This window comes from Sphingobacterium sp. E70 (genome assembly GCF_019285695.1).
Classification (GTDB): Bacteria; Bacteroidota; Bacteroidia; order Sphingobacteriales; family Sphingobacteriaceae; genus Sphingobacterium; species Sphingobacterium detergens.
This window is the reverse complement of sequence record NZ_CP079104.1, coordinates 3,220,150-3,243,880: the sequence shown is the minus strand read 5'-3', so window position 1 is coordinate 3,243,880 and position 23,731 is coordinate 3,220,150. Positions and strand designations below refer to the sequence as shown.

Sequence of the window (23,731 nt, the reverse complement as noted above, 5' to 3'; positions counted from 1 at the left end):
TAAGCGATAGTGACCGGGATATAAACCTTTCAAGGAATTTTTGGGACAACAATCTAAACTTTGATGCCAATTACCGGATTTCAAACAGTAAAATATCCGATTGGCTTACCAGAGTTCGAATATCATTCCTTCATTTGATCAGTTACAACCGCTACAACCTCAAACGAATCCATTGTTCCAACAGATCGGTAATCCAGACCTCAAACGGGCTGTCAACAACAACATCTCTGCAAATTATAATGCGTTCAGTTTGCTGAAGGGAACCAATATTAATATTAACGGAAATTTCTCTTTCGTCAATAACCCAATTGTCAATAAGACAACAGTCATGGAGAATTCGGCCCAGATTAGTAGCTATGAAAATTTATCGGGTAAATCAAACTGGAACGGTGGATTAAACATCAATCATATGCAACCCCTGGCCAATCGTCGCATTAACTTCAATAAAAGTGCAAATATCCGGTACAACAACAGTTACAGCTACACAAAGTTTGAAAGTGGTCAATCTCAAGGTGAGTTTCTCTTGAACAATTCAAAAACACCTCCTTCGGCCTAGGCTCAAGTTTAAATGAACAAGATTCAGAAGGATTTGATTTTGACATATCTTTGAATGCTGGCCTTAATGCCCAGCAAAATTCGATCAACACACAATATAACGCAATAAACTTTGAAGGTGGGGCTTCGGGATATATCAAATATTTTCTACCGAAGAAATTCAACATCATGACCAATGTTTACTATAGTTACACCGGACCTACCAAGCTCTACAAGAAATCAATTAATCAATTTTATACCAATTTGGAGCTGGAAAAAAAGGTATTGAAAGATGAAAGTCTGACAGTCAGCCTTAAGGCCTTTGACCTCTTTAACACATTTAATAATACACGTCGGAATGGCAGTGATACCAATTATTCAGAATCCACCCAACAGGTATTGACGCAGTATTTTTTAGTTGGAGTCAAATGGGATTTCAATAAGTATTTAGGAAAAAGCAATGATTAGAACATATTTAACCATTATTATATTTTGTCTAAGCGGATTATCTCTGCAGGCACAATACGCCTATTTTGGTAATAGGGGTACCATTAGTTTTGACAAGGTGACGTATACAAAAGCCCGCATGCGACAAATGTCCAATGACATGAACTCAAAAATGATGGGTCGGGGAATAGACTTCATGGAGCACCTAGATAAAATGCCGGACTCGCATACAGATCGACTGAACTTCTACTTTGATGAGAACGCGACCGTTCTTATGCCCGAAGAAAGCACAAGTACCGAAAAGCCGAATGGAGAAGGCAAAATGCGTGCGCCAAGTATCACTGCAAGTGGGCGCGGTGGTAGAAAAGGGGTGGTTCGCGAGGTGGAGGAAACCAGCGTGTGATGCTCAGAGGTGGAGCCAGCAAAAATGGAAAAGTGCTCTACCAAGATTTAAAAGCTGGAAAGGCCGATATCCAGCTCGATATCGATGAGAAATATTTGCTTTCTGAAACCTTGGATAGTATCACTTGGCGCTTTACGGAGGAATTTCGCAATATCGCCGGCATCAACTGTCGAAGGGTGAATGGAGCGACCAAGGACTCTCTCTACCTGATTGCTTATTATGCCGAAGAAATACCCGTGTCAGCAGGACCGGCTTTGAGCCATGGTCTGCCGGGCATGATATTGGGGCTGGTCATCCCCGAGATGCATATCCAATACTGGGCAACAAATATCGCCTATACCAATAATCTCGTCCCCACAGATTGGCGGGACAAAAATCAAAACAGATGAAACTGGAAGAATTTACAGCGCTCTTTGGCAGATATATGCCACGCAATCGTCAAAATGAGTCAGCAAAAAAACGAATCTTGGAGCAACTTGTCTATTGAAAATGTCAGTTTGGCAGTACCTAACGACAAATTGATGACAAATAGTGATTTTTTTACAAAACTTTCGGATTGGCATAAGGGTTGATAATAGAGTGATAGAATTTATTTAAGTAAAAAAATTAAAATACAAGATATGTCTAAAATTATAGGAATTGACTTAGGTACTACAAACTCATGTGTTGCCGTAATGGAAGGTAACGAGCCTGTAGTAATTACGAACAACGAAGGTAAACGTACTACTCCTTCCATTGTAGCTTTCGTAGAAGGTGGTGAGCGTAAAGTGGGTGACCCAGCTAAACGTCAAGCAATTACTAATCCACATAAAACTATTTATTCTATTAAACGTTTTATGGGACTTTCATATGATGAGGCAATAAAAGAAGCTGAACACGTACCTTATAACATCGTTAAAGGTGATAACAATACACCACGCGTAGAAATCGACGACCGTAAATATACTCCACAAGAAATCTCTGCAATGATTCTTCAAAAAATGAAGAAAACTGCTGAAGACTTCTTAGGTCAAGAAGTAACTGAAGCTGTTATTACAGTACCTGCATACTTTAATGACGCACAACGTCAAGCAACAAAAGAAGCTGGTGAAATCGCTGGTTTATCTGTTAAACGTATCATCAACGAACCTACTGCTGCTGCTTTAGCTTACGGTTTGGACAAAGCCCACAAAGATATGAAAATCGTTGTGTTTGACTGTGGTGGTGGTACACATGACGTTTCCGTATTGGAATTAGGTGATGGTGTATTTGAAGTAAAATCTACTGACGGTGATACTCACTTAGGTGGTGATGACTTCGATAACGTAATCATCAACTGGTTGAATGAAGAATTTAAAAATGAAAACAATGGTTTTGATCTGAAAAAAGATCCAATGGCATTGCAACGTTTGAAAGAAGCTGCTGAAAAAGCTAAAATTGAATTATCAAGTGCAACTTCTACTGAAATCAACTTACCATATATCACAGCAGATGCTACTGGTCCAAAACACTTAGTTCGCTCATTATCACGTGCTAAATTTGAAGCTTTGGCAGCTGACTTGATCAAAAGAACAATTGCTCCTTGTGAGTCTGCATTGAAAAACGCTGGTTTCAGCAAATCAGATATCGACGAAATTATCTTAGTGGGTGGTTCTACACGTATCCCTGCAATCGTTGATGCCGTAAAAGCGTTCTTCGGAAAAGAGCCTTCTAAAGGTGTAAACCCTGACGAAGTTGTTGCTTTAGGTGCTGCAATTCAAGGTGGTGTATTAACTGGTGAAGTAAAAGACGTTTTATTATTGGATGTAACTCCACTTTCATTGGGTATCGAAACAATGGGTGGTGTAATGACTAAATTGATTGAAGCAAATACAACTATCCCGACTAAAAAATCGGAAACATTCTCAACAGCTTCAGACAATCAACCATCTGTGGAAATCCACATCTTACAAGGTGAGCGTCCAATGGCAAGCCAAAACCGTACAATCGGTCGCTTCCATTTGAACGATATTCCACCAGCACCTCGTGGTGTGCCTCAAATTGAAGTTACTTTTGATATTGATGCCAATGGTATCATCAAAGTATCTGCAAAAGATAAAGCAACTGGTAAAGAGCAAAACATCCGTATTGAAGCATCTTCAGGTTTATCTGATGACGAAATCAAACGTATGAGAGAAGAAGCTGAAGCAAATGCTGATGCTGATAAAAAAATGAAAGAAGAAGCTGACAAAGTCAATGCAGCTGATGCCTTAATCTTCTCAACTGAAAAACAATTGAAAGAATATGGCGACAAAATTTCCGCAGATAAGAAAGCTCCTATTGAAGCTGGCTTAACGAAATTAAAAGCTGCCTACGAAGCGAAAAACTTCGCAGATATTGATGCTGCTTCCGAAGAATTACAAAATGCTTGGAATGCTGCTTCTGAAGAAATGTACGCTGCTTCTCAAGGTGGTGCACAACAACCTCAAGGAGATGCTGGTCAAGCACAAGGTGGAAACCAAGGTGGTGATGACGTAACTGACGTAGATTACGAAGAAGTGAAATAATCACTCCTGCTGATAAATAAAAAGCTCCGGGTAGATAACCCGGAGCTTTTTGTTTATAAGAAACATCTCCACTAGGAACGCAAAAGAACTGCTTAGCTATGGCAATTGCCCAAAGGAATCTAATAAGCCCAGCTATTTCCGATAATGGCTCAATATTCCTTTATCCAATGTCGCCCAAACTCCGGCTGGCATATCTGCCTTCTTTAAAGCATTGTTTGTCCATGTATTACAGGAATAGAACATGCTATATGCTCCTTTGGCTTCATAAAAGGCATCCGCATCATCGTACTGTGCATCCGTCTCAACCAATATAGGTTTACCTTCATGCAAATCCAAAGAATCATAGATATACTTTACGAGTGCGCGATACTGTTCCGCATTTATTTTATACCCAAAACATAGCTCATTCTCCCGAATGGAATTATAGTAGGTCACAGTGTATTGCAGACTGCCCCAATCCAAAGGCCGCCACAAAAGCCGTTGATGCCTTGAGATCTTTCCATTCCGGTGTATCCAAATAAAATCCTTTGTCGCCCCAGCCTATACCCATATATTGATAACCGGCTTTTTTTCCCACCGTGTTGGCATAAGGAAATATGTTGGACCAATCCATCTCTTGCACGATGACCGGCAAAACAATATCAGTATGCACACCGTTGGATTTGACAAATACCTGAATCGTCTGATCCTTCGAGGCCTCTTTGGATGATGCCGGGAGTCGTGACAGACAGTACTCAGCAACAATATATAAAACACAAAACCCAATAATTCCTAAAATAATATACCCTAACACCTTAAGTATTTTTTTCATTTAAAATAATTCGCTTTTCTATCATAATCTAATGTATCGGTTTAATTTTAGCTGCACCCAATACCTCGTCTCCTGAAACAACACGCCCCCATCCACAGCACCTGCACTGTTAAGCACAAAAAAACCTGTATTGTTTGACAATACAGGTTCAATATAAGCTATTTCTCTTAGCTCTTAAAATAACTTTTCAGGATATACACCATCGGCAACCAATTTTGAAATTGATTCTTGAACGATAGGTTTATCTTCTTTATAGGTTACACCAAACCATTTCGATGATGTCGGGATTACTTTGAAATCCGCCAGTTTATGTTTCACCATGTAATCTGGAACTGAAGGAATAAAGAATTCCGCTTTCAAGTTCTCTTTGTTTTCTTCAACGAAAGCTGGAAACATCGCCTGTGCTACTTCAAAGATTTTTGGCGTAAAGCCCCAAAAATTCATCGATACACGCGTTTCAGGATCTAAATCGTTTTCAACGCCGTTTTCCTCATAAACGATTTTGCGATCGTCACCCTCACCTTTGTAATAGATGTTTGTACGCTCTGTGACGCTGTCCATATGTCCTGTTGGACTAACTTCACAGACACCACGTGATACATAGCCGTAATCAGACATTGTATTACCGACCTGAAAGCCCATCAATGACATTTGTTGATCTGAGACTTCGGTGGTCAAAAACTTCGCCATTTTGTCAAAAGAATCTGAACCATAGAAATCGTCTGCATTGATTACACAGAATGGTTCATTTACTTTATCCTTAGCGCTCATGACAGCATGTGCTGTACCCCAAGGTTTCGTTCTTTCAATGACGTGATTCACGCCAAATTTCGTTAAATCAAAATCTTGAAAAGCGTAATCAACTTCTATTTTACCTTCCAATTTTTTATCAAAAACTTCTTTCATTTTCTCCAGGAATTCTTCCCGAATAATGAATACAACTTTTCCAAATCCTGCACGAATGGCATCATAGATTGAATAGTCAATAATTGTCTCGCCGTGTGGGCCAAAACCATCTACTTGTTTTAAAGAACCATACCGGCTAGCCATTCCTGCTGCCAAAATCAAAAGGGTTGGTTTACTCATATTTAAATTGCGTTAATAGAACTTTCGTTTCGTCCGCAAACTTAGCTAAATTTGCCCTTAAAAGCAAATTTAGCTAAGTGCTGATCACTGTCTAAAAATAGTGTATCGGGACGAAAATTATCAATAAATTTGTGTTATTTCTTTTTAAGAATGCATTCAATAGACCGGTTGCTAATTTCCCTAAAAGCTTGACACCTTCTCTTGCGAGCGTCGTTGTCGCAGTACGCTGCGCAGCTTCTAATGGCGTCTGCCTTCTTGATGTCGGTCGATCAGCTTTGGCGGTCTCTTTTTCCGCTGCTGCACGCTGTTCTTCCTGCTGTACCACCTGCATTTTCTCATCGATCATCTCAGCCGCAGAACGATTTTCCTGTCTTTCCTGATATTTTGTCTTTAAGTCCGACTGATTAATAATCTGATTGATTGTCGCATCATCTGCAGGCCCATTACAGCACGGGCTGGTACTAGATGAGTTGCTACGACTTCCGTAGGAATACCTTTATCATTCAAAACCGTAATCAAGGCCTGACCTGTACCCAAAGAGGTCAAAATCTGATCAATCTCATAGAAATCCGATTTGGGGTAGGTTTTCACTGTTTTTTTAGGTTTTCGGCATCGTTAGGTGTAAAGGCCCGCAAAGCGTGCTGCACCCTATTTCCCAATTGGGCCAATACCGATTCCGGAACATCTGTCGGAGATTGTGTACAGAAAAACACACCGATTCCTTTGGAGCGGATAAGACGGATAATCTGATCCACCTGAGTTAAAAAGGCCTTGAAGCTCCGTTAAAAAGAAGATGCGCCTCGTCAAAGAAAAACACCAATTTTGGCTGATCCAAATCCCCTACTTCAGGCATATTCTTAAACAGTTGAGCGAGCAGGCTCAACAAAAATGTAGAATAGAGTACCGGCTGATCCTGTACATCGGAAATGTTCAGTAAACTGATTATACCCTTCCCGTCAACTTTCTGAAATAAGTCATTGATGTCAAATTCCTTCTCTCCAAAGATATGTGCTAGCCCTTGTTGCTCTAAGGCCACGATCTTACGCAAAATCGTTCCCGAACTTGCGGAACTGATCTTACCATAGTCATTTTTGATTTCCTCGCTTCCTGGGCCGTCAGAAAGATAGGTTAACAGCTTTTTGGTATCTGTAAAGTCTATTAATGGCATCTGATGGTCCTGCGCATATTTAAACATCGCAGCCAAAACCCCAGTCTGTGTGTCATTCAATTCCAGGATTCTCCCCAACAAGACAGGCCCAAAATCATCGATCGTAATGCGCATCGGAATTCCTTTGTTTCCTGACAGGGAATAGAGCTCTACAGGAAAGCTCGCTGGTTCGAAGGGCACTCCTACCGCATTTCCACGATCCAACAGCGCTTGATTGGTCACTCCCGGGACAGCAAGACCAGATAGATCACCTTTTACATCCAGCATAAATACCGGTACAGATGCATCTGATAATTGCTCAGCTATCAATTGTAGCGTCCTAGTTTTACCTGTCCCTGTCGCACCGGCAATCAGCCCGTGGCGATTCATCATTTTCAGTGCCAGATTGACCTTTGCATCCGCTAAAATCTCACCATTCAAAATACCCGCTCCCAAATATATAAAAGCCCCTTGGGGTTATAAGAAGCTTGAACCTTCTCGATAAATTGTTCTTTATTTGCCATAGAAAAGGCTTAATATTTATAGTTCATAAATGATATTGAAAACTCTACAAAAATAATCTTTTCGTCACAATTTCGTGCCAAAATTGATTTTTTATGCACTTTTAATTTGAAATTAACATAGAATTGCTATTTTTACCATGTAAAACAACACCATTAAAGGTACTAAAAATGTTAAATAAGAGATTTAGATTTGTGGCAGCATTCTTATGTGCGATCATCTTTTTCACAAAGATGGCCATCTCTATATCGCCTATTTTTTCCAATAGCTTAGACCAGAATACCATTTTACAAATTGTTTTACAAATAGAAATCGAGAACAATAATGGCGCAAGCACTGATACGCTTGAAACTGCCTCAAAATTTTTCAATACAAAAACAGACGAACCCATTGTATTCGAGACCATCATTGTTGAGAACCAAGGAAAACAAAAGAATTACCTTAAAAACGAGAAAAGCATTTTAGCTTTCCATCCTACGGTTCCAACGCCGCCTCCTAACTGTTAATAAAGGCATCCCTATGGGATGTTTTCCAATTGTCCCCATGCTGAATCCCAGTATGCGGCTTCTTATTGATTTTTTCTGGAAGCACAGCGCCCATTGGCATCAAAGACCTTTCAATTGGTATCTATTGCTATGGTGGCAGGTGGCGTCAGGAAGATTTATTATACAGATAAACACAAATTTTATGTTTGGAACTCGTACGTCGGCTTTTCTGAAACTTTCGAAAAGAGACTTAAAATATGATTTCCCTGCTAGTGTTGTGGTGTTTTTGGTGGCACTTCCATTATGTTTGGGAATTGCAATGGCCTCAGGTGCGCCATTGTTTGCAGGATTATTGACTGGTGTAATTGGTGGAATCGTTGTTGCTTCAATCAGTAAATCACCACTCAGTGTCAGTGGGCCAGCTGCTGGTCTCACAGTTATTGTTCTAGGGGCTATCCAGAGTTTAGGCGCCTATGAAACCTTTCTCCTTGCGGTCGTCATCGCAGGTGTTGTACAAGTGGTTCTCGGAATTCTAAAAGCGGGGATGATCGGGAATTATTTCCCATCCGCAGTTATCGTCGGCATGTTGGCTGCGATCGGTATTACCATTATCATGAAACAAATCCCTTTGGCTTTGGGATTGATCGAAACACACGCTTTTGAACTGGACAATGGGCACGGTATAGGTGCATATTTTGATACCGTTGCCTCAGCCATCAATTTTGGTGCATTGATTATCTGTGCTCTATCATTAGGGATTCTGATCTTTTGGCCAGCAATTCCTAAATTGAATAAAGTGCCCGCTCCGTTGGTAGTCGTTATTGTCGGTGTCACTCTGGCTTATCTTTTAATGGTTCCTTTTTTCAATTACACGATAAACAATTTGTACTCGTGCCAATTGTAGGGTCATTTGCAGAGTTTACAGGTTTATTCACATTACCTGACTTCACCCAAATCGTCAATAAAGATGTTTGGATAGCCGCATTTACCATTGCCATTATTGCTAGCTTGGAAACCCTATTGAGTATTGAAGCAGTAGACAAGATTGATCCTTATAAACGCAATACACCGACCAACCGCGAATTAGTCGCTCAGGGGATCGGTAATATGACAAGTGGACTCTTGGGCGGGCTGCCATTAACCTCTGTTATTGTACGATCATCAGCCAATGTCAATGCTGGTGGAAAGACAAGACAGTCCGCAATCCTACACGGTATCTGGCTGCTCGTTGCCATGTTGGCTATTCCAACAATGTTAAATATGATTCCGCTAGCATGTCTTGCCGCAATACTATTACATACTGGGTATAAATTGGCTAAACCAAGCTTATTTACCTCAATGTATCGAAAAGGTCTGGATCAATTCATTCCATTTTTCGTAACTATTGTTGCTATCGTATTTACCGACCTATTAATGGGTGTTGGAATTGGAATCGTTGTGGCAACATTCTATATTCTAAGAGCAAATATGAAAAATGCTTTTAAATATAATATCGAAAAGGATAACGAAGAGGATAAGGCTGTCATCACATTAGCAGAGGAAGTTTCATTTTTGAACAAAGTTCCTATCCAGCAAAAGCTATATAGTTTACCAAAATCAGTCAGTAAGATCCGTATCGATGGGACATTCAGTAAATTTATCGACAAGGATGTTATCGAAGTCATTAAAGACTTTGAACAGAATGCAAAAAGTAAAGGCAAGGAGATCGAACTTTTACAGGTTGTTTATAAAAAATAAAGTTGTTTCAAGTAAACAATAAACTAAGAAATTTGTATTATTTTATCGAAAAAGAGCTCTAGAGCAAAGTGATATTAAAAAGGAATATGGAAAATAAAGATTTAAAAACAGGATTTGACAATATTATTAAGGGAAATCAAGAATGGATGGATTTTGTAAAAAATGATACCACAGGACGTTTCCAACAACTTGCAAAAGGTCAAAATCCTGAAATTCTTTGGATCGGCTGTGCAGACAGTCGTGTACCAGCCAACGAGTTGACCGGTACAAAGCCAGGTGAGGTTTTCGTACACCGTAATATCGCCAATATGGTTATCCACTCAGACATGAGTTTATTAAGTGTTCTAGATTATGCCGTCAATGTATTAAAAGTACAACAGGTCATCGTTGCTGGACACTATGGTTGCGGTGGGGTTGCGGCATCTTTAAGTCGCAATCAATATGGTATTATTGATAACTGGCTGGGTCACATCAAAGATGTATACCGTTTGCATAGCGAAGAGATTGATGGCATCGAAGATAACGAAAAGAAAGTAGACCGCTTAGTTGAACTCAATGTCAAAGAACAGGTTTTTAATCTTTGTTCTACTTCCATCATTCAAAATGCATGGAAAAATGGCCAGGCACTGGCTGTGCATGGTATGGTAATCAATATCGGAACAGGTCAATTGATTGATCAAAGCTGTACATTTACAAGCAATGAATCCCTCGGAAAGGTGTTCGCTTTCAAATAGTAACAAATCGGTAAAAAGGGACGGATCTTCGTCCCTTTTTTATTTCAAGTAATCGCTGTGCCAGCAGTCGCAACTATAGTAGGTGTTTGTCGGTTGATTACCTGTTCAAACTAAGCTGAATATCTATCATCTCCTAGCTAATATCTCGCTTCTAATAATTAACTTTGTATTATGAGTGAAGAAAAATCATTAAATTTTATCGAGGAAATTGTCGAAGAAGATCTTCGTACAGGAAAACATGGCGGACGTGTATTGACACGTTTTCCTCCTGAACCAAATGGTTACCTCCACATTGGTCACGCCAAATCCATCTGCTTAAATTTTGGATTAGCACAGCAGTATAACGGCAAGACTAATCTACGTTTTGATGACACTAACCCTGTGACTGAGGATACCGAGTATGTTGAAAGTATCAAGAAAGATATTCAATGGCTAGCATTCCAGTGGGCAGAAGAACTATATACTTCGGATTATTTTGAAACACTTTACAGCTACGCTGTTGAACTCATAAAAAGGGTTTAGCATACGTGGACGATAGTACAGCGGAAGAAATTGCAGCAGCAAAAGGTACGCCTACAGAACCAGGTGTTCCGACACCTTACCGCGCCCGATCTATAGACGAAAATCTGACCCTATTCGCAGATATGAGAGCTGGGAAATATAAGGATGGCGAGAAAGTGCTCCGTGCAAAAATAGATTTGGCTAGTCCAAATATGCACCTGCGTGATCCTTTGTTATACCGCATCAAGCATGCCCACCATCACCGGACAGGCAATCAATGGTGCATCTACCCAATGTATGATTTTGCACACGGACAATCGGATTCAATTGAGAAAATCACCCATTCGATCTGTACCCTTGAATTTATCCCACACCGTCCTCTTTATGACTGGTGTATCGATAAACTGGAAATTTTCCCATCCAAGCAATATGAATTTGCACGCTTAAACATGACATATACGGTCATGAGCAAGCGTAAATTATTGCAATTGGTCAATGATAAATTTGTTGAAAGCTGGGATGACCCTCGTATGCCAACGATCTCCGGCTTGAGGAGAAGAGGATATACACCGGCAAGTATTCGCAACTTCTGTGAAAAGATCGGAGTTCAAAAACGCGAAAATATGATCGACGTCAGTCTACTGGAGTTTTGCATCCGGGAGGATCTCAACAAAACTGCCTGGCGTAGAATGGCTGTCCTTGATCCGATCAAATTAGTGATCACAAACTATCCGGATGGTCAAGTGGAAGATTTAGTCGGCGAGAATAACCCTGAAGTTGAAGGGGTGAAGGTGCTCGGATCATACCTTTTTCCAAAGAACTTTGGATAGAACGTGAAGATTTTATGGAAGATGCTCCAAAAAAATTCTTCCGTCTCGGCCCAGGACTTTCCGTTCGTCTAAAACACGCTTATATCGTTATCTGCAACGATTTCGTCAAAGATGAAAATGGAAAGGTAACAGAAGTACATTGTACCTACGTGCCTAATTCCAAATCAGGTGAAGATACTTCCGGATTAAAAGTAAAAGGAACAATCCATTGGATTTCTGTTCCTCATGCTAAGGAAGCTGAAGTAAGATTATACGACAGGTTGTTCAATGATGAAAACCCTGCGGCAGCTGAAAACTTTAAAGATTCCATCAATCCTGAAAGTTTGCATGTGATTGAACGTGCCTATATCGAGCCCGATCTGGCTACTGCTACTCCTGGAAAAGGGTATCAATTCATCCGTTTAGGTATTTTACATTAGACACACATTCTACTCCAGAACACCTGGTCTTTAACCGTACAGTTACGTTGAAAGATTCTTGGGGAAAAGAAGTGAAGAAAAATGGATAAGTAAACGATTACATAAAAAAAGGTCGGAAACAATTCCGACCTTTTTTTTTTATTCTATACCATACCATTGCTGATACTGTTTCTAAGTCCCTCGACACGTGCCAACCGCTTAGTATCATTTGCCTCCAATAGGATATCTCGATAACGATCGACCGAGTCAAGTGCTAGCTGCATATCGTTCCATTCAAAACCTAAATTTTTCTTATCCAATACCAGCTGATGTAGATATTCCATATTTTGTGAAACATAGTCCAAATTTCGATCGACTACATTTCCAGCCAGGTATCCCTGTCCGGAACGATATAGGCTATCAATGATATCTACATAATTAATCGCATCCGACATCGCATATACACGATCAGGCAATTGGTCGTATGCTTTCTTGGCCACTTCTCCAGCTTGTTTAAGCTGTCCTTTTTCCAATAGCAACCGTGCTGTCTTTCCAAAAATATCCCGTGCATACATACTTGAGAAGCGAAAGGAATCGGTATCTAAATATTTTGCATTCTTGGTATTCCCCCAATTGTATTTATGCATGATATTATCATATAAGGCTTCCACATTGACCAAAGCTGCCATCTCGCCAGCAGGCGCCTGCTGTTCACTGGTCGCAGCAACGGGCATCAACCTTGAAGCGAAGCCCTCGTTGACAAGGTATTTGTCCAAGCCCAACTTAATATCACTAGGGAGCATATTCGAAAAATAGATCGGTCGATCCCAATGATTATTTTCAAGGAGGGACAACAAAGTCAGATCCGATCGGGATAAGTGGTCAGCGGGGATTTCCCATTCCATTGTTGAAACGACGGCATTCTGGAAATAAGCGGGCACAGCATTCTTTTTCAAAATCTCGGCTTTGTTAATGGCCAATTTGACCTTCTTAGTCGGAAAATAATTCTCCAGATTTCCCGAATTCAACTGTACTTTATAATCAGGGTCATCAGAAGTAACAAACTGCAATAACTGCTGGATATCCACGGCTTCATTCAACTGTCTATCCACAAAAGGGATATAATCACGAATACCCTTTTTGTTTTTTCCGCAGGAATCGCAATCGGAAGTCCTGCAGCTTTATAAGTTGCTTTCTTGGCCTGCTGCATATACCAATCTCCCGTTAAATAACTCAGCACAACAATCCGTACATCTGGACGAACTCCTTCTACTTCCTGCAGATACCATAATGGAAAAGTATCGTGATCACCATAGGTAAACAAGATTGCATTTGGTGCACAGGTTTCTAGGTAATTACGGGCCACATCCCGAGCCAAGGATTTCTCAGAACGATTATGATCATCCCAATTCTGATGCGCCAGAATAATTGGCCCACCCAACAGCGCAAAAGATAACCCCGTAGCCATGGCATAGCGATTACTGAGAAACCGTTTAAAAAAGCGCATGAGTGCAATTGTACCCAGTCCGATCCAGATCGCAAAAGCATAAAAAGATCCGGCATAAGCATAATCACGTTCACGGGGTTGCAGTGGTGTCTGATTGAGATATACAACAATCGCTATACCCGTAAAAACAAACAGCAAGGTCAATACCAAAGTATAGGGTTTATTGTTTTGTACATCCAGATCGCTCCAGCTATCCCTAATAACAAAGGCAAGAAAAAATACGTGTTTCGGCTTGGATCATGTTGCTGTGACTCCGAAAGATGATGTTGCCCACCAAGGCGCCAATTATCCAGCGTTTTCACTCCAGAGAGCCAATTCCCCTCCGTATAGGATCCATAGCCTTGCTTGTCATTCTGCCTGCCAACAAAATTCCATAAGAAGTAACGTGCATACATTTCCCCCAATTGAAAATTAAAGAAAAACTTAAAGTTATCGGAGAACTGTGGTCTTTCGCCCTCTTTTAACTTGAGATAACTTCTATAGTAGGCTTGATGATTTTCATCCTGGCTATAGATACGTGGAAAAAATGTTTCACGATCAAATGCATACTTATCAACCTGTGTAAATGCTGTATAATTGGATTCATCTTTCCGATAACTGGTTTTGCTTTGAACATCCACAGCCTTTGAATCATAGTATGGTCCTTTAACCAGAGGTTCCCGCGTATACTGTTCTCGCCCTAAGTAACCTAAAAACGAAAAGACATTATCTGGCGCATTGTTATTTAAGGATGGATTTGCCTTTCCACGGATCAGCACCATGGTATAGGAACTATAACCAAACAGAATAAAGCAAAACACCAATAAAGCTGTATTTAATGTATACTTGCGTTTTCTATGGGAATAAAAAGACCATATACAATTGTGACACCAAAAAGCAAGCATAGGAAAAGAATTCCTGTACCAAATCCCAGTCCAAAAGAATTCACAAACAATAGATCTATTTTGGAAGCAAAACCGATCAGCCACTGAATAACACCCCAAAGGATTGCTGCAAGAACTAATATTCCTAATAGAAATGCCTTTATAATGCCTTTAAAATTAATTTCTGAAGTCCTTTTAAAATACACCACCATGGCTATAGCCGGAATAGCCAAAAGATTTAATAGGTGGACTCCAATTGAAAGCCCCATGACAAAAGCGATAAAAATCAGCCAGCGATCACTTCCGTCCTGGTCCGCACGCGCCTCCCATTTAAAAATCGCCCAGAAAACCACCGCAGTACAAAGTGAGGACATCGCATACACTTCGGATTCTACGGCCGAATACCAGAAGGTATCACTGAAACTAAAGGCCATAGCCCCCACTGCACCCGCTCCAAAGATCTGTAAATAGTAAGAAAAAGCAGATTGCTGTGGCTTCTTTAAAATCTTCCGGGCAATCGCTGTAATTGTCCAAAACAAAAATGTCACCGTCAGACCACTACAGACTGCCGAACCAATATTCATCCAGTAAGCGACTTGCCCTGTATTACCGAAAGCCAGATTGGAAAAAACATTCTGAATAAGTAGAAATAGCGGGGCACCAGGTTGATGTGCCACCTCAAGTTTGTACGCGCAGGCGATAAATTCACCACAATCCCACCAGCTCACGGTCTTTTCAACAGTAGCAATGTAGACAACAGTAGCAATGAGGCCACAGGCCAAACCAAATAGCGAGTTTAATTTATTATACGTCATAAGGACAATTGGTCTATATCTTAGTTCCTTTTAGTACCTCAAATTAAATAGTTATCTCGATTTAAAAATGTTAATTAACACTATTTAACACTACTGTTTAACAAAAATATTTTTTGAAAGAGAGCACTTCTATAGTGAAAAGAGAAATGCTGGTTTTGAAAGCAGGGGTAATGGCAAACTTCATCTCAAAAGCTGCATATGGCCATGGAATAAAAGAGGATTCAATTCACAAGTACAAAGCAGTATACCGTCGATAGAAGTAATAAAAAAGCGAGGGGTTTTCCTCGCTCCTCTTGTATTTTTTAGGCTAACTTCTCGACAATCTTTTCGTTGGCCCAGGATTACTCATGGTATAAAAGTGCAATACTGGAGCACCAAATTTTATCAGCTCCTGACATTGTTGCACAAGCCATTCTTCACCTACTTGCCTTACATCAGCATTGGTTTTACATGCTGCGACAGCATCACTCAATTCCTCAGGAATATCCAGGTGGAAAATTCTTGGCAAAGTAACCAGTTGCTTTTTGGTCGTCAATGGTTTGAGTCCCGGAATGATAGGCACATGGATTCCATTGTCCCGGCATTTGGTCACAAATTCCTTATATTTCTCCACGTTAAAGAACATCTGAGTTACAATAAACTCAGCACCCATATCCACTTTTTGCTTCAGATATTTAAAATCAGTATTGAAATTAGGAGATTCAAAATGCTTCTCCGGATATCCTGCGACACCGATACAAAAATCGGTTTTTTCAGATGTGATAATATCTTCGTGAAGATACTTTCCTTTATTCATATCCGTTACCTGTTGCAATAGATCCGTTGCAAAAGCATGTCCGCCTTCACTTGGAATAAAATCAGCATCTCCTTTGCGTGCATCACCTCGTAATACCAATACGTTATCGATACCCAAGAAATTTAAGTCGATCAAGGCATTTTCAGTTTCCTCTTTGGTAAAGCCACCACATATCAGATGGGGCACTGCGTCCACTTTATACTTATTCATGATCGCAGCACAGATCGCCACCGTTCCTGGTCGCTTACGATAAGATACACGTTCCAACAGCCCGCTTGCATGTTCCTTATAGATATAATCTTCCCGATGATAGGTTACATCAATAAAGGGCGGTTTAAATTCCATCAGTTCATCCATTGTCTTAAAAATACTTTGGATGCCCTGTCCCTTTGCAGGAGGCAATAGCTCAAAAGAAAACAATGTTTTCCTTTAGCATTCTGGATATGGTCGATAATCTTCATTAAAAAACTGTTTTAAGTTTGGGTTGGCTTACATCGAAACGCACAAGTCGAGGATATGTCTATCTGCATGTAACTTATCTTTCCCACATGGAGCAGGGTAGAATTTAGCACCTTGAACAATACAGGTTGCTAAGGCTTCACTGGGTCTAGTCCTCGGCCTTTCTCTATAAGCGTTGCTAATATCGTCTTAAAAAATCAAACAACAAAAACATTTTTTCGAAAAGCTATAAATTATAGTAACAAAGCTGTCTTTTTCCAGATCTTCCCATACAAATTATTTCAAAGTTGAAAGAGAATTACGTAGATTCTTTAAATAGAATGTGATCAGCAGTAAGCCAGAGACACTATATTTCTCCTTCTCTCCATACTTAAACCCATCCATTAAATATTTATAGGCAACCAATGCATTCTCCTCATTGTAAAACAGCTCTTTCCATGAGACAGGAACATCTTCCCATTGTTTTAATACAATGCCATTTTGCGCATAAGTAATTGGAGATTCAACCCCATCTATCTTATAATCACTATGGACGCCAGAATTTGAGATGTGCTGAAAGTATGCTATAGAATAATCTAAAAAGTTTAATGCGCGGGCCTTTACCTCTTGATCATTTTCAGCACTTGTCGGAATATTACGCCAAAGATTGACTACACTATCAAATTTACTAGGCTGCTCGCGAAGTGGTGTTTTGTCTAATTCGAAATTGAGAAACAACCGTTCCGTATTTGGCAAATGGGCTGAATTGAATTGGGAGAAATCACCTTTCAATTGTATGAAATTCTTTTTACTTGAATTATATCCAAAGAGATGGTTCCCTTTTATCATCCACCAATTCAATTTTATTCCCTTCAAATCTATATCTGCCATAGAGCAAGATATCACCTATCGCAAGGACAAATTGTCCCTTATCCCGAAGGGAGAGAAAAGAACGATAATGAAGCGGATGATCGCAATATGCATCAGGTTCAATATTTAGCGGATCCTTAGCTTTGGCCTCTAGGTAGCCGTCATTGGTATAACCGCAAATAACTTGATAATTTCCGATCGGAAATTCTTTGTTCTTCCCAAAGAAAGCACAAGAGGATAAGAATATCGTTGAAATAATTAGCAGTAATAGTTTCAAGACAGATCGTTTATAGTGGTCAATATATTGATTATTCAGTACCAATTTAAACAAAATCCATCAGAGTAAGAGATCCCTGACTGTCCCAAAACAAAAATTTTGTCAGATGAAGCGAAATATGATTTAAAACCTCAACTTATTGAATCGAAAAAGGTCTAAATTCCTTTACGAACTTAGACCTTTTTCATTCAAATTTATGGGAATTAAGAACGATGCTCTAAAGTAAATCCCGATTTGCAATCAGGGATAATTTACGAGAGGTCCGTCCACTTTTATTCTTTATAAAGATCGACTAGTCCTTCAGGCAATTCTACTTCAATAATCTCCTCTTCACCATCTATGCCAACGATTAAATCATCGGATAGGGGAACATCAATTCTTTACCATTCATATCAACTGTCGCGACGAATTGCTGTGGAAATTCCTGTACATCCGTAATTTCCCCAGTTCACCATGGGTTTCATCGATCACCAAAAATCCGATTAAATCCGTATATCTAAAATCATCGGGATCCCGTTCTGGCATTTTATCATTGGGTAGATAAACCTTTTTGTGAACAAGCACCTGTGCCTTGTCGATATGATCAACATCTTCAAATGTCACGTAGGCGGTACTATTTTTCTGCAGTTTTATAGCATCGATAAAATAAGGTACAAGTTTTTGTTGACCTCCAAAAGACGACATCTATATCCAAACTCTCATAGTCTTCAAATTCGAAAAACAATTGCATCTCGCCTTTTAGACCTCGCGTTTTGCTGATATAGCCTATATAAAAACTTTGATCGATAGTCATTTTGTAATATTGCGTATTAGGATATTAGTATTGAGATGCTTTTCCTTTCGGCTTCCACTATATATACAGCATCTGTTTTATTTTCACTTTTTTGTATAGCGATAGGATAATATGCTCGGCCTTCTATTTTAAATTAGAGCAATCAGCATCACATTTTAACACATAAACTATTTTATTAAAAAAGCCGGCTCAAGATTGAGTCGGCTTTCTCGAATACTTTATGAAAGAATTAACCTTCAGTTTCTTCTGATGCAGGAGCTTCAGTCTCTTCTGCGGCAGGTTCTTCTGCTACAGGAGCATTTTTAGCAGCTACAGCAGCAGCTTTTTCTTCTTTTTCTTCGCTTCAGCAGCTAAAGCAGCTTTCTTAGCATCAGCTTTAGATTGAGCTAAACCATCTTTTTACCAGAGATTCTAGCTTCGTTAGCTTCAGTCCAAGCAGTGAATTTAGCTTCAGCAGCAGTTTCATCAAAAGCACCTTTTTCACACCACCTTGTAAGTGTTTTTGTAAAGAACACCTTTGTAAGAAAGGATAGCACGAGCTGTGTCAGTAGGTTGAGCACCTTTATTCATCCAATCCAAAGCTTTTTCAAAATCCAAAACAATAGTTGCAGGATTTGTGTTTGGGTTGTAAGAACCGATACGTTCGATGAATTTACCATCACGTGGAGCGCGAGAATCCGCTACGACTACGTGGTAAAAGGACGTCCTTTTTTACCATGTCTTTGCAATCTGATTTTAGTTGCCATTTCTTAATTTTATTTTATGTATTCAACATATCCCCGAGCTTCATACTAGAGGGGATGCAAAGATAGTTATTTTTTTTTATTCATAGACATAATTTAATAAAACTTCGCTGAAAATGACATCTTTAACTCCTTCAAAATCCCCTTTAACAACATAATTCATTGCTGTAGGTTTGCCACTAGCGTCCAAGGTAATTTTTACAGCTGTTTTCTTTGTCCAATCCGGCTGCATTTCCTGATTGGTCCTTCCCTGAATTAGGGCAGAGAAAAAAGCGTTTTCTAAATTTTTGATACCACCTGATTAATATCAATCGGATTAAACCCCATTTGTTTATAAATAGGATAAAGAGGGTTTAGCGTCGTAGAATATTGAAAAAAGAGAATAACGTGAATTCAAGTTTAGGGTCTCCGGGATTATTGAAAAGCGGTGAGAAATATAGAAAGCTTTTCAGTTTTTGGATATTATCGCCATTATAGGCAAAAGTCAACTCCTGCTCATCTCCAATTTGTTCATAGAATTTTTCCAGTTTCCGATAGACAATTTTGGAGGGTACAGACATGTTCGAAGTATAAGAATAGCTTGTCAATAATTTATCTTTAATGAGCGATTCAGCGCCTACAGTGTTTATTCCATCTTTAATCGGTGCGCTCTTATTATACAAACTATCAACAAATACACTCTTCAGACGATTCTGTTCGTCCCAATGATAGCTTAAACGCACGATCTTCACCCGTTCAATTCCGCCCGTTTTATCCTGAAGCGCAATACGCGAATAATCCACTCGCCCATTTGCCCCATAATGGAACTGCTGTTCATTTACTTTTGTTACCCACCCTTGGTCATCATATTCAAGTAGATAACTAGTTTCGGCGCCATTTGAAGCGGATAAGGTTGTATTTTTAAATTCGATAAGCCTACTATTATCCTTTTCAGATCCATCTTTTTACAAGAATAATTAAAGGTAATACATAATAATACAAGGATACCCACTGTATATTTCATAAAACAATAATTTGGTCAATAAATTAGAAGCAAATTAAGTATATTTTCTCAATTAAAATAATCTTCGGCATTTTTGCCAATTTACATTTTACTTTCTACCTTCATTCCATGAAATCTGTTGCGCCATTAAAAATACTCAAAGCTTCGGCCGGTTCTGGAAAAACCTTTAGTCTGACACTACATTATCTAACATTATTGCTGTCCAATGAAAACAGCTATAAGGAGATATTGGCGGTAACGTTTACCAACAAGGCCACCGCAGAAATGAAAGAGCGCATACTCTCTGTGCTCCACGGCCTAGCTATTGGCGATCCCAGTCCCAAAATCGAAGATTTCAGAAAATTATTGCTGCAGCAACAACCCGATTGGACAAGCTATTTGATCCAGGAGAAATCCTACCGTGTCTACCGTCGGATCTTACACGACTACAGTCATTTTACCATCAGTACGATTGATGGTTTTTCTCAAAAAGTTATCCGTGCTTTCACATACGAACTCAACCTCGATGCGGCCTACAAGATAGAAATGAATGTCAATAAAGTCAAAAATGAATTGACAGTCATGCTCAATCAGTTGTTGGATGAACGCCCCGATCTCCTTGATTGGATCATCGCCTATGCGGAGAAAAAAAAAAAAAATAGCCAAAAATGAAAACTGGAACTATCGACAACAATTGATGGGCCTAGCCAATCTTATTTTCTCTGAAAATTTCCAGGAATTTGACAGCTATATTAATTCAGCAAACCCAAGAGAAGTTTTCAACCTCCTGAATCAAGAAATCGAACAAAAAATAAATGCCTTTACCGAAGCACTTTCGCTGACCATCGAAACTTTCAATGATACGTTCAAAAGATTCAACATCAGTGAAAATGAGCTCAAGGGAAAATCACGCAATAAGATTATCTCAGCTAGCAAGACCAGTAAAAAGACAGACAAGTTAAGTTCTTCAGAAATTGCCAAAATATTGGACAAATATGTACAATTGATAGATAATGAGGACGCATTTACAGATAGCGACAAAAATATACGCTACGACCTCCAATTAGCGCTTGCTCCCATCTTACAGTCTTTTCAGGCACTACAGGAGAATCTAGCAGCTTACATTGCTTATCAGGCGGTACAAAACAATCTCTATTACCTACGTTTGCTCAAAGAAATGAGCGACTTACTGACCCAATGGCGTAAGGAAAACGGCGCTCAATTAATCTCCGATTCACAGATCCTGTTAAATAAACTTGGGATCGATGAGAACAACGATCCGACATTCATCTGGGAAAAGATCGGCAATCGCTTCAATTATTTTTATTCGACGAATTTCAGGATACCTCGCGCATCCAATGGAAAAACTACAGCCCCTATTGATCAATGCACTTGCAGATGCCAATGGTACACTAAGTGAGCATCTCATTGTTGGAGATGTCAAACAGAGTATATACCGTTGGCGGAACGGAGATTGGCGCATATTACTCCAACAGGTCGAACAGCAAATTGGTCATGCCTTCCACTTGGATGAGAGCAGCAAAATCAGTTTTATAGAAAATGGTAGTCTTGAGACCAATTTTAGAAGTCTCCCAAATATTATCCAGCTAAACAACTATCTTTTTAACAGTATCCCTCAGCATCTACAGCGTGTTCTCAATGAAAAAGTAGACGAAAACTTAGACGAAGAGGGGAAACATTGGTGGGCAGCCTCAGGCAATGATAATATGCTTGTTAAAGCTTATGAAAATAGTCAACAGGAAATCCCTGCACACAAAAAAGGGAATCTCGATAAGTTGGGATCCATCGAGATTTCGTATATCCCTGTGTCTGACGGTCGCTACAGGAGAAATCAGGTCATCGAGGAGTCTCTTCATCTTTTATGTAAGAAGATAGGTGAATGGTTTCATACTGGCCGATATCAAGCCAAACAAATAGGGATCCTTGTACGTAGTAATGCACAAGCGAAATTAGTTATCCAGAAATTGATGGATTTCAAAAAGAGGAGAATCTTAGCTTTGAGGTCATCTCCGGAGATGCGCTATCCTTGGCCAGCAACGACGCTGTACTCCTCCTGATTGAAACATTAAAAGCGCTCGTATACAATTCGGACAAACATAGTATACATAAAGCAAAAATCGTCTATCTCTATCAGACCATCCAGAAAAATACGGTCAATCAAACCGCTTGGCTAACCTTCGCTTCAAACGACATCCGTGCGTTGAAAGATTTTCTTCCCCACGCATTGATCGACTCCTGGGAAATTTGGCAAAAACAGCCTTTGGTTCATTTGATAGAAAAACTCATCGAAATCTATGGCTTCACGACTGAACAGAACATTCACCTTCCCTACCTATTGGCATTCAAGGATATGATTTCGGCTTTCTCGACCAATGGTGAGCGTGGAATTATTCAGTTTCTAGAATTCTGGGAAGAAGATGGCAATCGCGCAGTACTACCTTCTAATGGTGATATAAACGCTATTGAAGTAACAACAATCCATAAATCAAAAGGTCTTGCCTATGATGTTGTCATGCTCCCGTTCTGTTCCTGGGATCTGGACGGGATGATCAATGGAGATTTCTGGATCGACACTTACGATACGCCATTTGCCCAGTTAGGAAAAATTCCCATAAAATATACCACGACAGTTGGAAAGTCTGTGTTCTTCAAACAATATTTTGAGGAAATGCTATTCAATTATATGGATGCGCTAAATACGTTCTATGTAGCGACAACACGTGCCGTTGAACACCTCTATATTACTGCTCCATCATTTAAAGAGTCCGTGGACAAAAAGACCGGCGAAATTACAGGATATGATATCAAAGATGAATATATCAGCGATATCCTCTATCAAGTATTGGATTCCTCTATTGCTCCATTTACTTTAGAAGATGCCCAAATAAAGGTTGATCAGACTATCGAACGAGTCACCCCTAAAAGTCAAGAAGACAATATCATTGCACTCAGCCACTACCCTATTTCCAAAGAGCTGGAGATGGCCTTAGAGAAATCCAGCACACGTACAATCAACGATATTATGATGCTGGAAAAAGCAGCACAATATGGGATACTGGCCCATGAAATCATGTCTCAGATCGCTAAAGAAAAAAAAGATATTTCCAGATTAGTCCGTCAGCTGATTCAGGAAGGTATACTCTCAAAAGAGGATGAACCCTACCTTATGCAAGAAATCAACCTGATCTGGAACCATCCCATCATCAATCAGTGGCTTACCGGAAAATATAAAATCTGGAATGAAGCCAGTATCATTACCGCTAAAGGAGAAACCATCCGCCCTGATAAAGTCTTCACATCAGAGGAAGAGACAATTGTCCTCGACTTTAAATTTACACAAACGGATTACATCGGACATAAATATCAGGTTGACAACTATAAGAAAAACTTGGAGAACCTAGGCTACAACAATGTCAAAGCCTACCTCTACTATGCTAAATCAAATCAATTAATTGAAGTAAAATAA

General features: G+C 39.6%; 23 protein-coding genes, 5 pseudogenes and 1 riboswitch. Of the genes and pseudogenes, 13 read left to right on the top strand and 15 right to left on the bottom strand.

Going from position 1 to position 23,731, the window contains the following annotated elements; translation table 11 throughout:
- Positions 1–100 precede the first annotated feature (100 nt).
- The 5 genes from KUH03_RS22940 (at position 101) to dnaK (ending at position 3,909) form a co-directional block, all read left to right on the top strand.
- The gene (locus tag KUH03_RS22940) at positions 101–556 is read left to right on the top strand and encodes an outer membrane beta-barrel family protein (protein ID WP_257087002.1); all 456 of its coding nucleotides are present in this window, start codon (positions 101–103) and stop codon (positions 554–556) included.
- 50 nt (positions 557–606) lie between these two features.
- Positions 607–1,002, top strand: coding sequence for an outer membrane beta-barrel protein (locus tag KUH03_RS22935; RefSeq protein ID WP_373564470.1), 396 nt, complete (start codon positions 607–609; stop codon positions 1,000–1,002).
- On the top strand, positions 995–1,384 hold the full coding sequence (locus tag KUH03_RS22930; protein WP_257087001.1) for a hypothetical protein: 390 nt from the start codon (positions 995–997) through the stop codon (positions 1,382–1,384). Before KUH03_RS22935 ends, KUH03_RS22930 begins: the two co-directional genes overlap by 8 nt.
- Positions 1,384–1,773, top strand: coding sequence for a GLPGLI family protein (locus KUH03_RS22925; RefSeq protein WP_257087000.1), 390 nt, complete (start codon positions 1,384–1,386; stop codon positions 1,771–1,773). Before KUH03_RS22930 ends, KUH03_RS22925 begins: the two co-directional genes overlap by 1 nt.
- Before the next feature lie 231 nt (positions 1,774–2,004).
- Entirely contained in the window at positions 2,005–3,909 is a 1,905-nt protein-coding gene (gene dnaK, locus KUH03_RS22920) for a molecular chaperone DnaK (RefSeq protein ID WP_257086999.1), read from the top strand.
- Positions 3,910–4,041: 132 nt separating this feature from the next.
- Here dnaK and KUH03_RS22915 read toward each other — a convergent pair whose 3' ends face one another.
- The 4 genes and pseudogenes from KUH03_RS22915 to KUH03_RS22900 all read right to left on the bottom strand — a co-directional run bounded on the left by KUH03_RS22915 (position 4,042) and on the right by KUH03_RS22900 (position 7,343).
- Positions 4,042–4,344 (bottom strand): DUF2459 domain-containing protein, encoded by a 303-nt coding sequence (locus KUH03_RS22915; RefSeq protein ID WP_257086998.1) that lies wholly within the window; start codon positions 4,342–4,344, stop codon positions 4,042–4,044.
- Positions 4,331–4,720, bottom strand: a complete 390-nt coding sequence (locus KUH03_RS22910) for a DUF2459 domain-containing protein (protein WP_257086997.1) — start codon at positions 4,718–4,720, stop codon at positions 4,331–4,333. Before KUH03_RS22910 ends, KUH03_RS22915 begins: the two co-directional genes overlap by 14 nt.
- A 174-nt stretch (positions 4,721–4,894) precedes the next feature.
- Positions 4,895–5,806 (bottom strand): sugar phosphate nucleotidyltransferase, encoded by a 912-nt coding sequence (locus KUH03_RS22905; protein ID WP_257086996.1) that lies wholly within the window; start codon positions 5,804–5,806, stop codon positions 4,895–4,897.
- A 91-nt stretch (positions 5,807–5,897) separates the two neighbouring features.
- A pseudogene (locus tag KUH03_RS22900) lies at positions 5,898–7,343 on the bottom strand (helicase HerA-like domain-containing protein).
- Positions 7,344–7,645: 302 nt separating this feature from the next.
- Here KUH03_RS22900 and KUH03_RS22895 point away from each other — a divergent pair.
- From KUH03_RS22895 to KUH03_RS22875, 4 genes and pseudogenes are all read left to right on the top strand, one after another.
- Positions 7,646–7,981: a hypothetical protein gene (locus KUH03_RS22895; protein ID WP_223581658.1), complete on the top strand. Its 336-nt coding sequence runs from the start codon at positions 7,646–7,648 to the stop codon at positions 7,979–7,981.
- Between the two features lie 181 nt (positions 7,982–8,162).
- Positions 8,163–9,697: pseudogene (locus tag KUH03_RS48990) on the top strand (SulP family inorganic anion transporter).
- Positions 9,698–9,783: 86 nt separating this feature from the next.
- Positions 9,784–10,431 (top strand): carbonic anhydrase, encoded by a 648-nt coding sequence (locus tag KUH03_RS22880; RefSeq protein ID WP_120260292.1) that lies wholly within the window; start codon positions 9,784–9,786, stop codon positions 10,429–10,431.
- Positions 10,432–10,602: 171 nt separating this feature from the next.
- Positions 10,603–12,270, top strand: a pseudogene (locus tag KUH03_RS22875) (glutamine--tRNA ligase/YqeY domain fusion protein).
- A 54-nt stretch (positions 12,271–12,324) separates the two neighbouring features.
- Here KUH03_RS22875 and KUH03_RS22870 read toward each other — a convergent pair.
- The 11 genes and pseudogenes from KUH03_RS22870 to KUH03_RS22815 all read right to left on the bottom strand — a co-directional run bounded on the left by KUH03_RS22870 (position 12,325) and on the right by KUH03_RS22815 (position 20,044).
- A complete protein-coding gene (locus KUH03_RS22870; protein ID WP_257086993.1) occupies positions 12,325–13,272 on the bottom strand; it encodes a hypothetical protein in 948 nt (315 codons plus the stop codon).
- A complete protein-coding gene (locus KUH03_RS22865) occupies positions 13,257–13,817 on the bottom strand; it encodes a hypothetical protein (protein WP_257086992.1) in 561 nt (186 codons plus the stop codon). Before KUH03_RS22865 ends, KUH03_RS22870 begins: the two co-directional genes overlap by 16 nt.
- Entirely contained in the window at positions 13,808–14,467 is a 660-nt protein-coding gene (locus KUH03_RS22860) for a hypothetical protein (RefSeq protein ID WP_257086991.1), read from the bottom strand. Before KUH03_RS22860 ends, KUH03_RS22865 begins: the two co-directional genes overlap by 10 nt.
- A 14-nt stretch (positions 14,468–14,481) precedes the next feature.
- Positions 14,482–15,345 carry a DUF2723 domain-containing protein gene (locus tag KUH03_RS22855; RefSeq protein ID WP_257086990.1) on the bottom strand — a complete coding sequence of 288 codons (864 nt, stop codon included), beginning with the start codon at positions 15,343–15,345 and terminating at the stop codon, positions 14,482–14,484.
- A 307-nt stretch (positions 15,346–15,652) separates the two neighbouring features.
- A pseudogene (locus KUH03_RS22850) lies at positions 15,653–16,602 on the bottom strand (methylenetetrahydrofolate reductase).
- Between the two features lie 71 nt (positions 16,603–16,673).
- A riboswitch (SAM riboswitch) is annotated at positions 16,674–16,775 on the bottom strand.
- 101 nt (positions 16,776–16,876) lie between these two features.
- Positions 16,877–17,371 carry a hypothetical protein gene (locus tag KUH03_RS22845; RefSeq protein ID WP_257086989.1) on the bottom strand — a complete coding sequence of 165 codons (495 nt, stop codon included), beginning with the start codon at positions 17,369–17,371 and terminating at the stop codon, positions 16,877–16,879.
- A gap of 25 nt (positions 17,372–17,396) precedes the next feature.
- On the bottom strand, positions 17,397–17,726 hold the full coding sequence (locus KUH03_RS22840; RefSeq protein ID WP_257086988.1) for a hypothetical protein: 330 nt from the start codon (positions 17,724–17,726) through the stop codon (positions 17,397–17,399).
- A 387-nt stretch (positions 17,727–18,113) separates the two neighbouring features.
- The gene (locus KUH03_RS22835; RefSeq protein WP_257086987.1) at positions 18,114–18,410 is read right to left on the bottom strand and encodes a ribosome maturation factor RimM; all 297 of its coding nucleotides are present in this window, start codon (positions 18,408–18,410) and stop codon (positions 18,114–18,116) included.
- Positions 18,411–18,748: 338 nt separating this feature from the next.
- Positions 18,749–19,265, bottom strand: a pseudogene (locus tag KUH03_RS48985) (30S ribosomal protein S16).
- A gap of 76 nt (positions 19,266–19,341) precedes the next feature.
- Positions 19,342–19,494 (bottom strand): hypothetical protein, encoded by a 153-nt coding sequence (locus KUH03_RS22820; RefSeq protein ID WP_257086985.1) that lies wholly within the window; start codon positions 19,492–19,494, stop codon positions 19,342–19,344.
- Between the two features lie 121 nt (positions 19,495–19,615).
- Complete coding sequence (locus KUH03_RS22815; protein ID WP_257086984.1) at positions 19,616–20,044, bottom strand: hypothetical protein; 429 nt, start codon at positions 20,042–20,044, stop codon at positions 19,616–19,618.
- A 329-nt stretch (positions 20,045–20,373) separates the two neighbouring features.
- On the opposite strand from KUH03_RS22815, the gene KUH03_RS22810 reads away from it, so the two are divergent.
- Genes KUH03_RS22810 through KUH03_RS22795 form a run of 4 tightly spaced genes read left to right on the top strand, consistent with a single transcriptional unit; the run spans position 20,374 to position 23,731 of the window.
- The gene (locus KUH03_RS22810) at positions 20,374–20,916 is read left to right on the top strand and encodes a UvrD-helicase domain-containing protein (protein ID WP_257086983.1); all 543 of its coding nucleotides are present in this window, start codon (positions 20,374–20,376) and stop codon (positions 20,914–20,916) included.
- Positions 20,882–21,664: a hypothetical protein gene (locus KUH03_RS22805; RefSeq protein ID WP_257086982.1), complete on the top strand. Its 783-nt coding sequence runs from the start codon at positions 20,882–20,884 to the stop codon at positions 21,662–21,664. The genes KUH03_RS22810 and KUH03_RS22805 overlap by 35 nt, the downstream gene beginning before the upstream one ends.
- A complete protein-coding gene (locus tag KUH03_RS22800) occupies positions 21,603–22,322 on the top strand; it encodes a UvrD-helicase domain-containing protein (protein ID WP_257086981.1) in 720 nt (239 codons plus the stop codon). The genes KUH03_RS22805 and KUH03_RS22800 overlap by 62 nt, the downstream gene beginning before the upstream one ends.
- Complete coding sequence (locus KUH03_RS22795) at positions 22,292–23,731, top strand: 3'-5' exonuclease (RefSeq protein ID WP_257086980.1); 1,440 nt, start codon at positions 22,292–22,294, stop codon at positions 23,729–23,731. The genes KUH03_RS22800 and KUH03_RS22795 overlap by 31 nt, the downstream gene beginning before the upstream one ends.

Excerpts from the sequence above, each read along its gene's own strand:
- KUH03_RS22930 (WP_257087001.1), top strand. The coding sequence starts at position 995 with ATGATTAGAACATATTTAACCATTATTATATTTTGTCTAAGCGGATTA.
- KUH03_RS22925 (WP_257087000.1), top strand. The coding sequence starts at position 1,384 with ATGCTCAGAGGTGGAGCCAGCAAAAATGGAAAAGTGCTCTACCAAGAT.
- dnaK (WP_257086999.1), top strand. The coding sequence starts at position 2,005 with ATGTCTAAAATTATAGGAATTGACTTAGGTACTACAAACTCATGTGTT.
- KUH03_RS22910 (WP_257086997.1), bottom strand. The coding sequence starts at position 4,720 with ATGAAAAAAATACTTAAGGTGTTAGGGTATATTATTTTAGGAATTATT.
- KUH03_RS22905 (WP_257086996.1), bottom strand. The coding sequence starts at position 5,806 with ATGAGTAAACCAACCCTTTTGATTTTGGCAGCAGGAATGGCTAGCCGG.
- KUH03_RS22895 (WP_223581658.1), top strand. The coding sequence starts at position 7,646 with ATGTTAAATAAGAGATTTAGATTTGTGGCAGCATTCTTATGTGCGATC.
- KUH03_RS22880 (WP_120260292.1), top strand. The coding sequence starts at position 9,784 with ATGGAAAATAAAGATTTAAAAACAGGATTTGACAATATTATTAAGGGA.
- KUH03_RS22855 (WP_257086990.1), bottom strand. The coding sequence starts at position 15,345 with ATGACGTATAATAAATTAAACTCGCTATTTGGTTTGGCCTGTGGCCTC.
- KUH03_RS22835 (WP_257086987.1), bottom strand. The coding sequence starts at position 18,410 with ATGTCGTCTTTTGGAGGTCAACAAAAACTTGTACCTTATTTTATCGAT.
- KUH03_RS22820 (WP_257086985.1), bottom strand. The coding sequence starts at position 19,494 with ATGCAGCCGGATTGGACAAAGAAAACAGCTGTAAAAATTACCTTGGAC.
- KUH03_RS22810 (WP_257086983.1), top strand. The coding sequence starts at position 20,374 with ATGAAATCTGTTGCGCCATTAAAAATACTCAAAGCTTCGGCCGGTTCT.
- KUH03_RS22805 (WP_257086982.1), top strand. The coding sequence starts at position 20,882 with ATGCGGAGAAAAAAAAAAAAAATAGCCAAAAATGAAAACTGGAACTAT.
- KUH03_RS22800 (WP_257086981.1), top strand. The coding sequence starts at position 21,603 with ATGGAAAAACTACAGCCCCTATTGATCAATGCACTTGCAGATGCCAAT.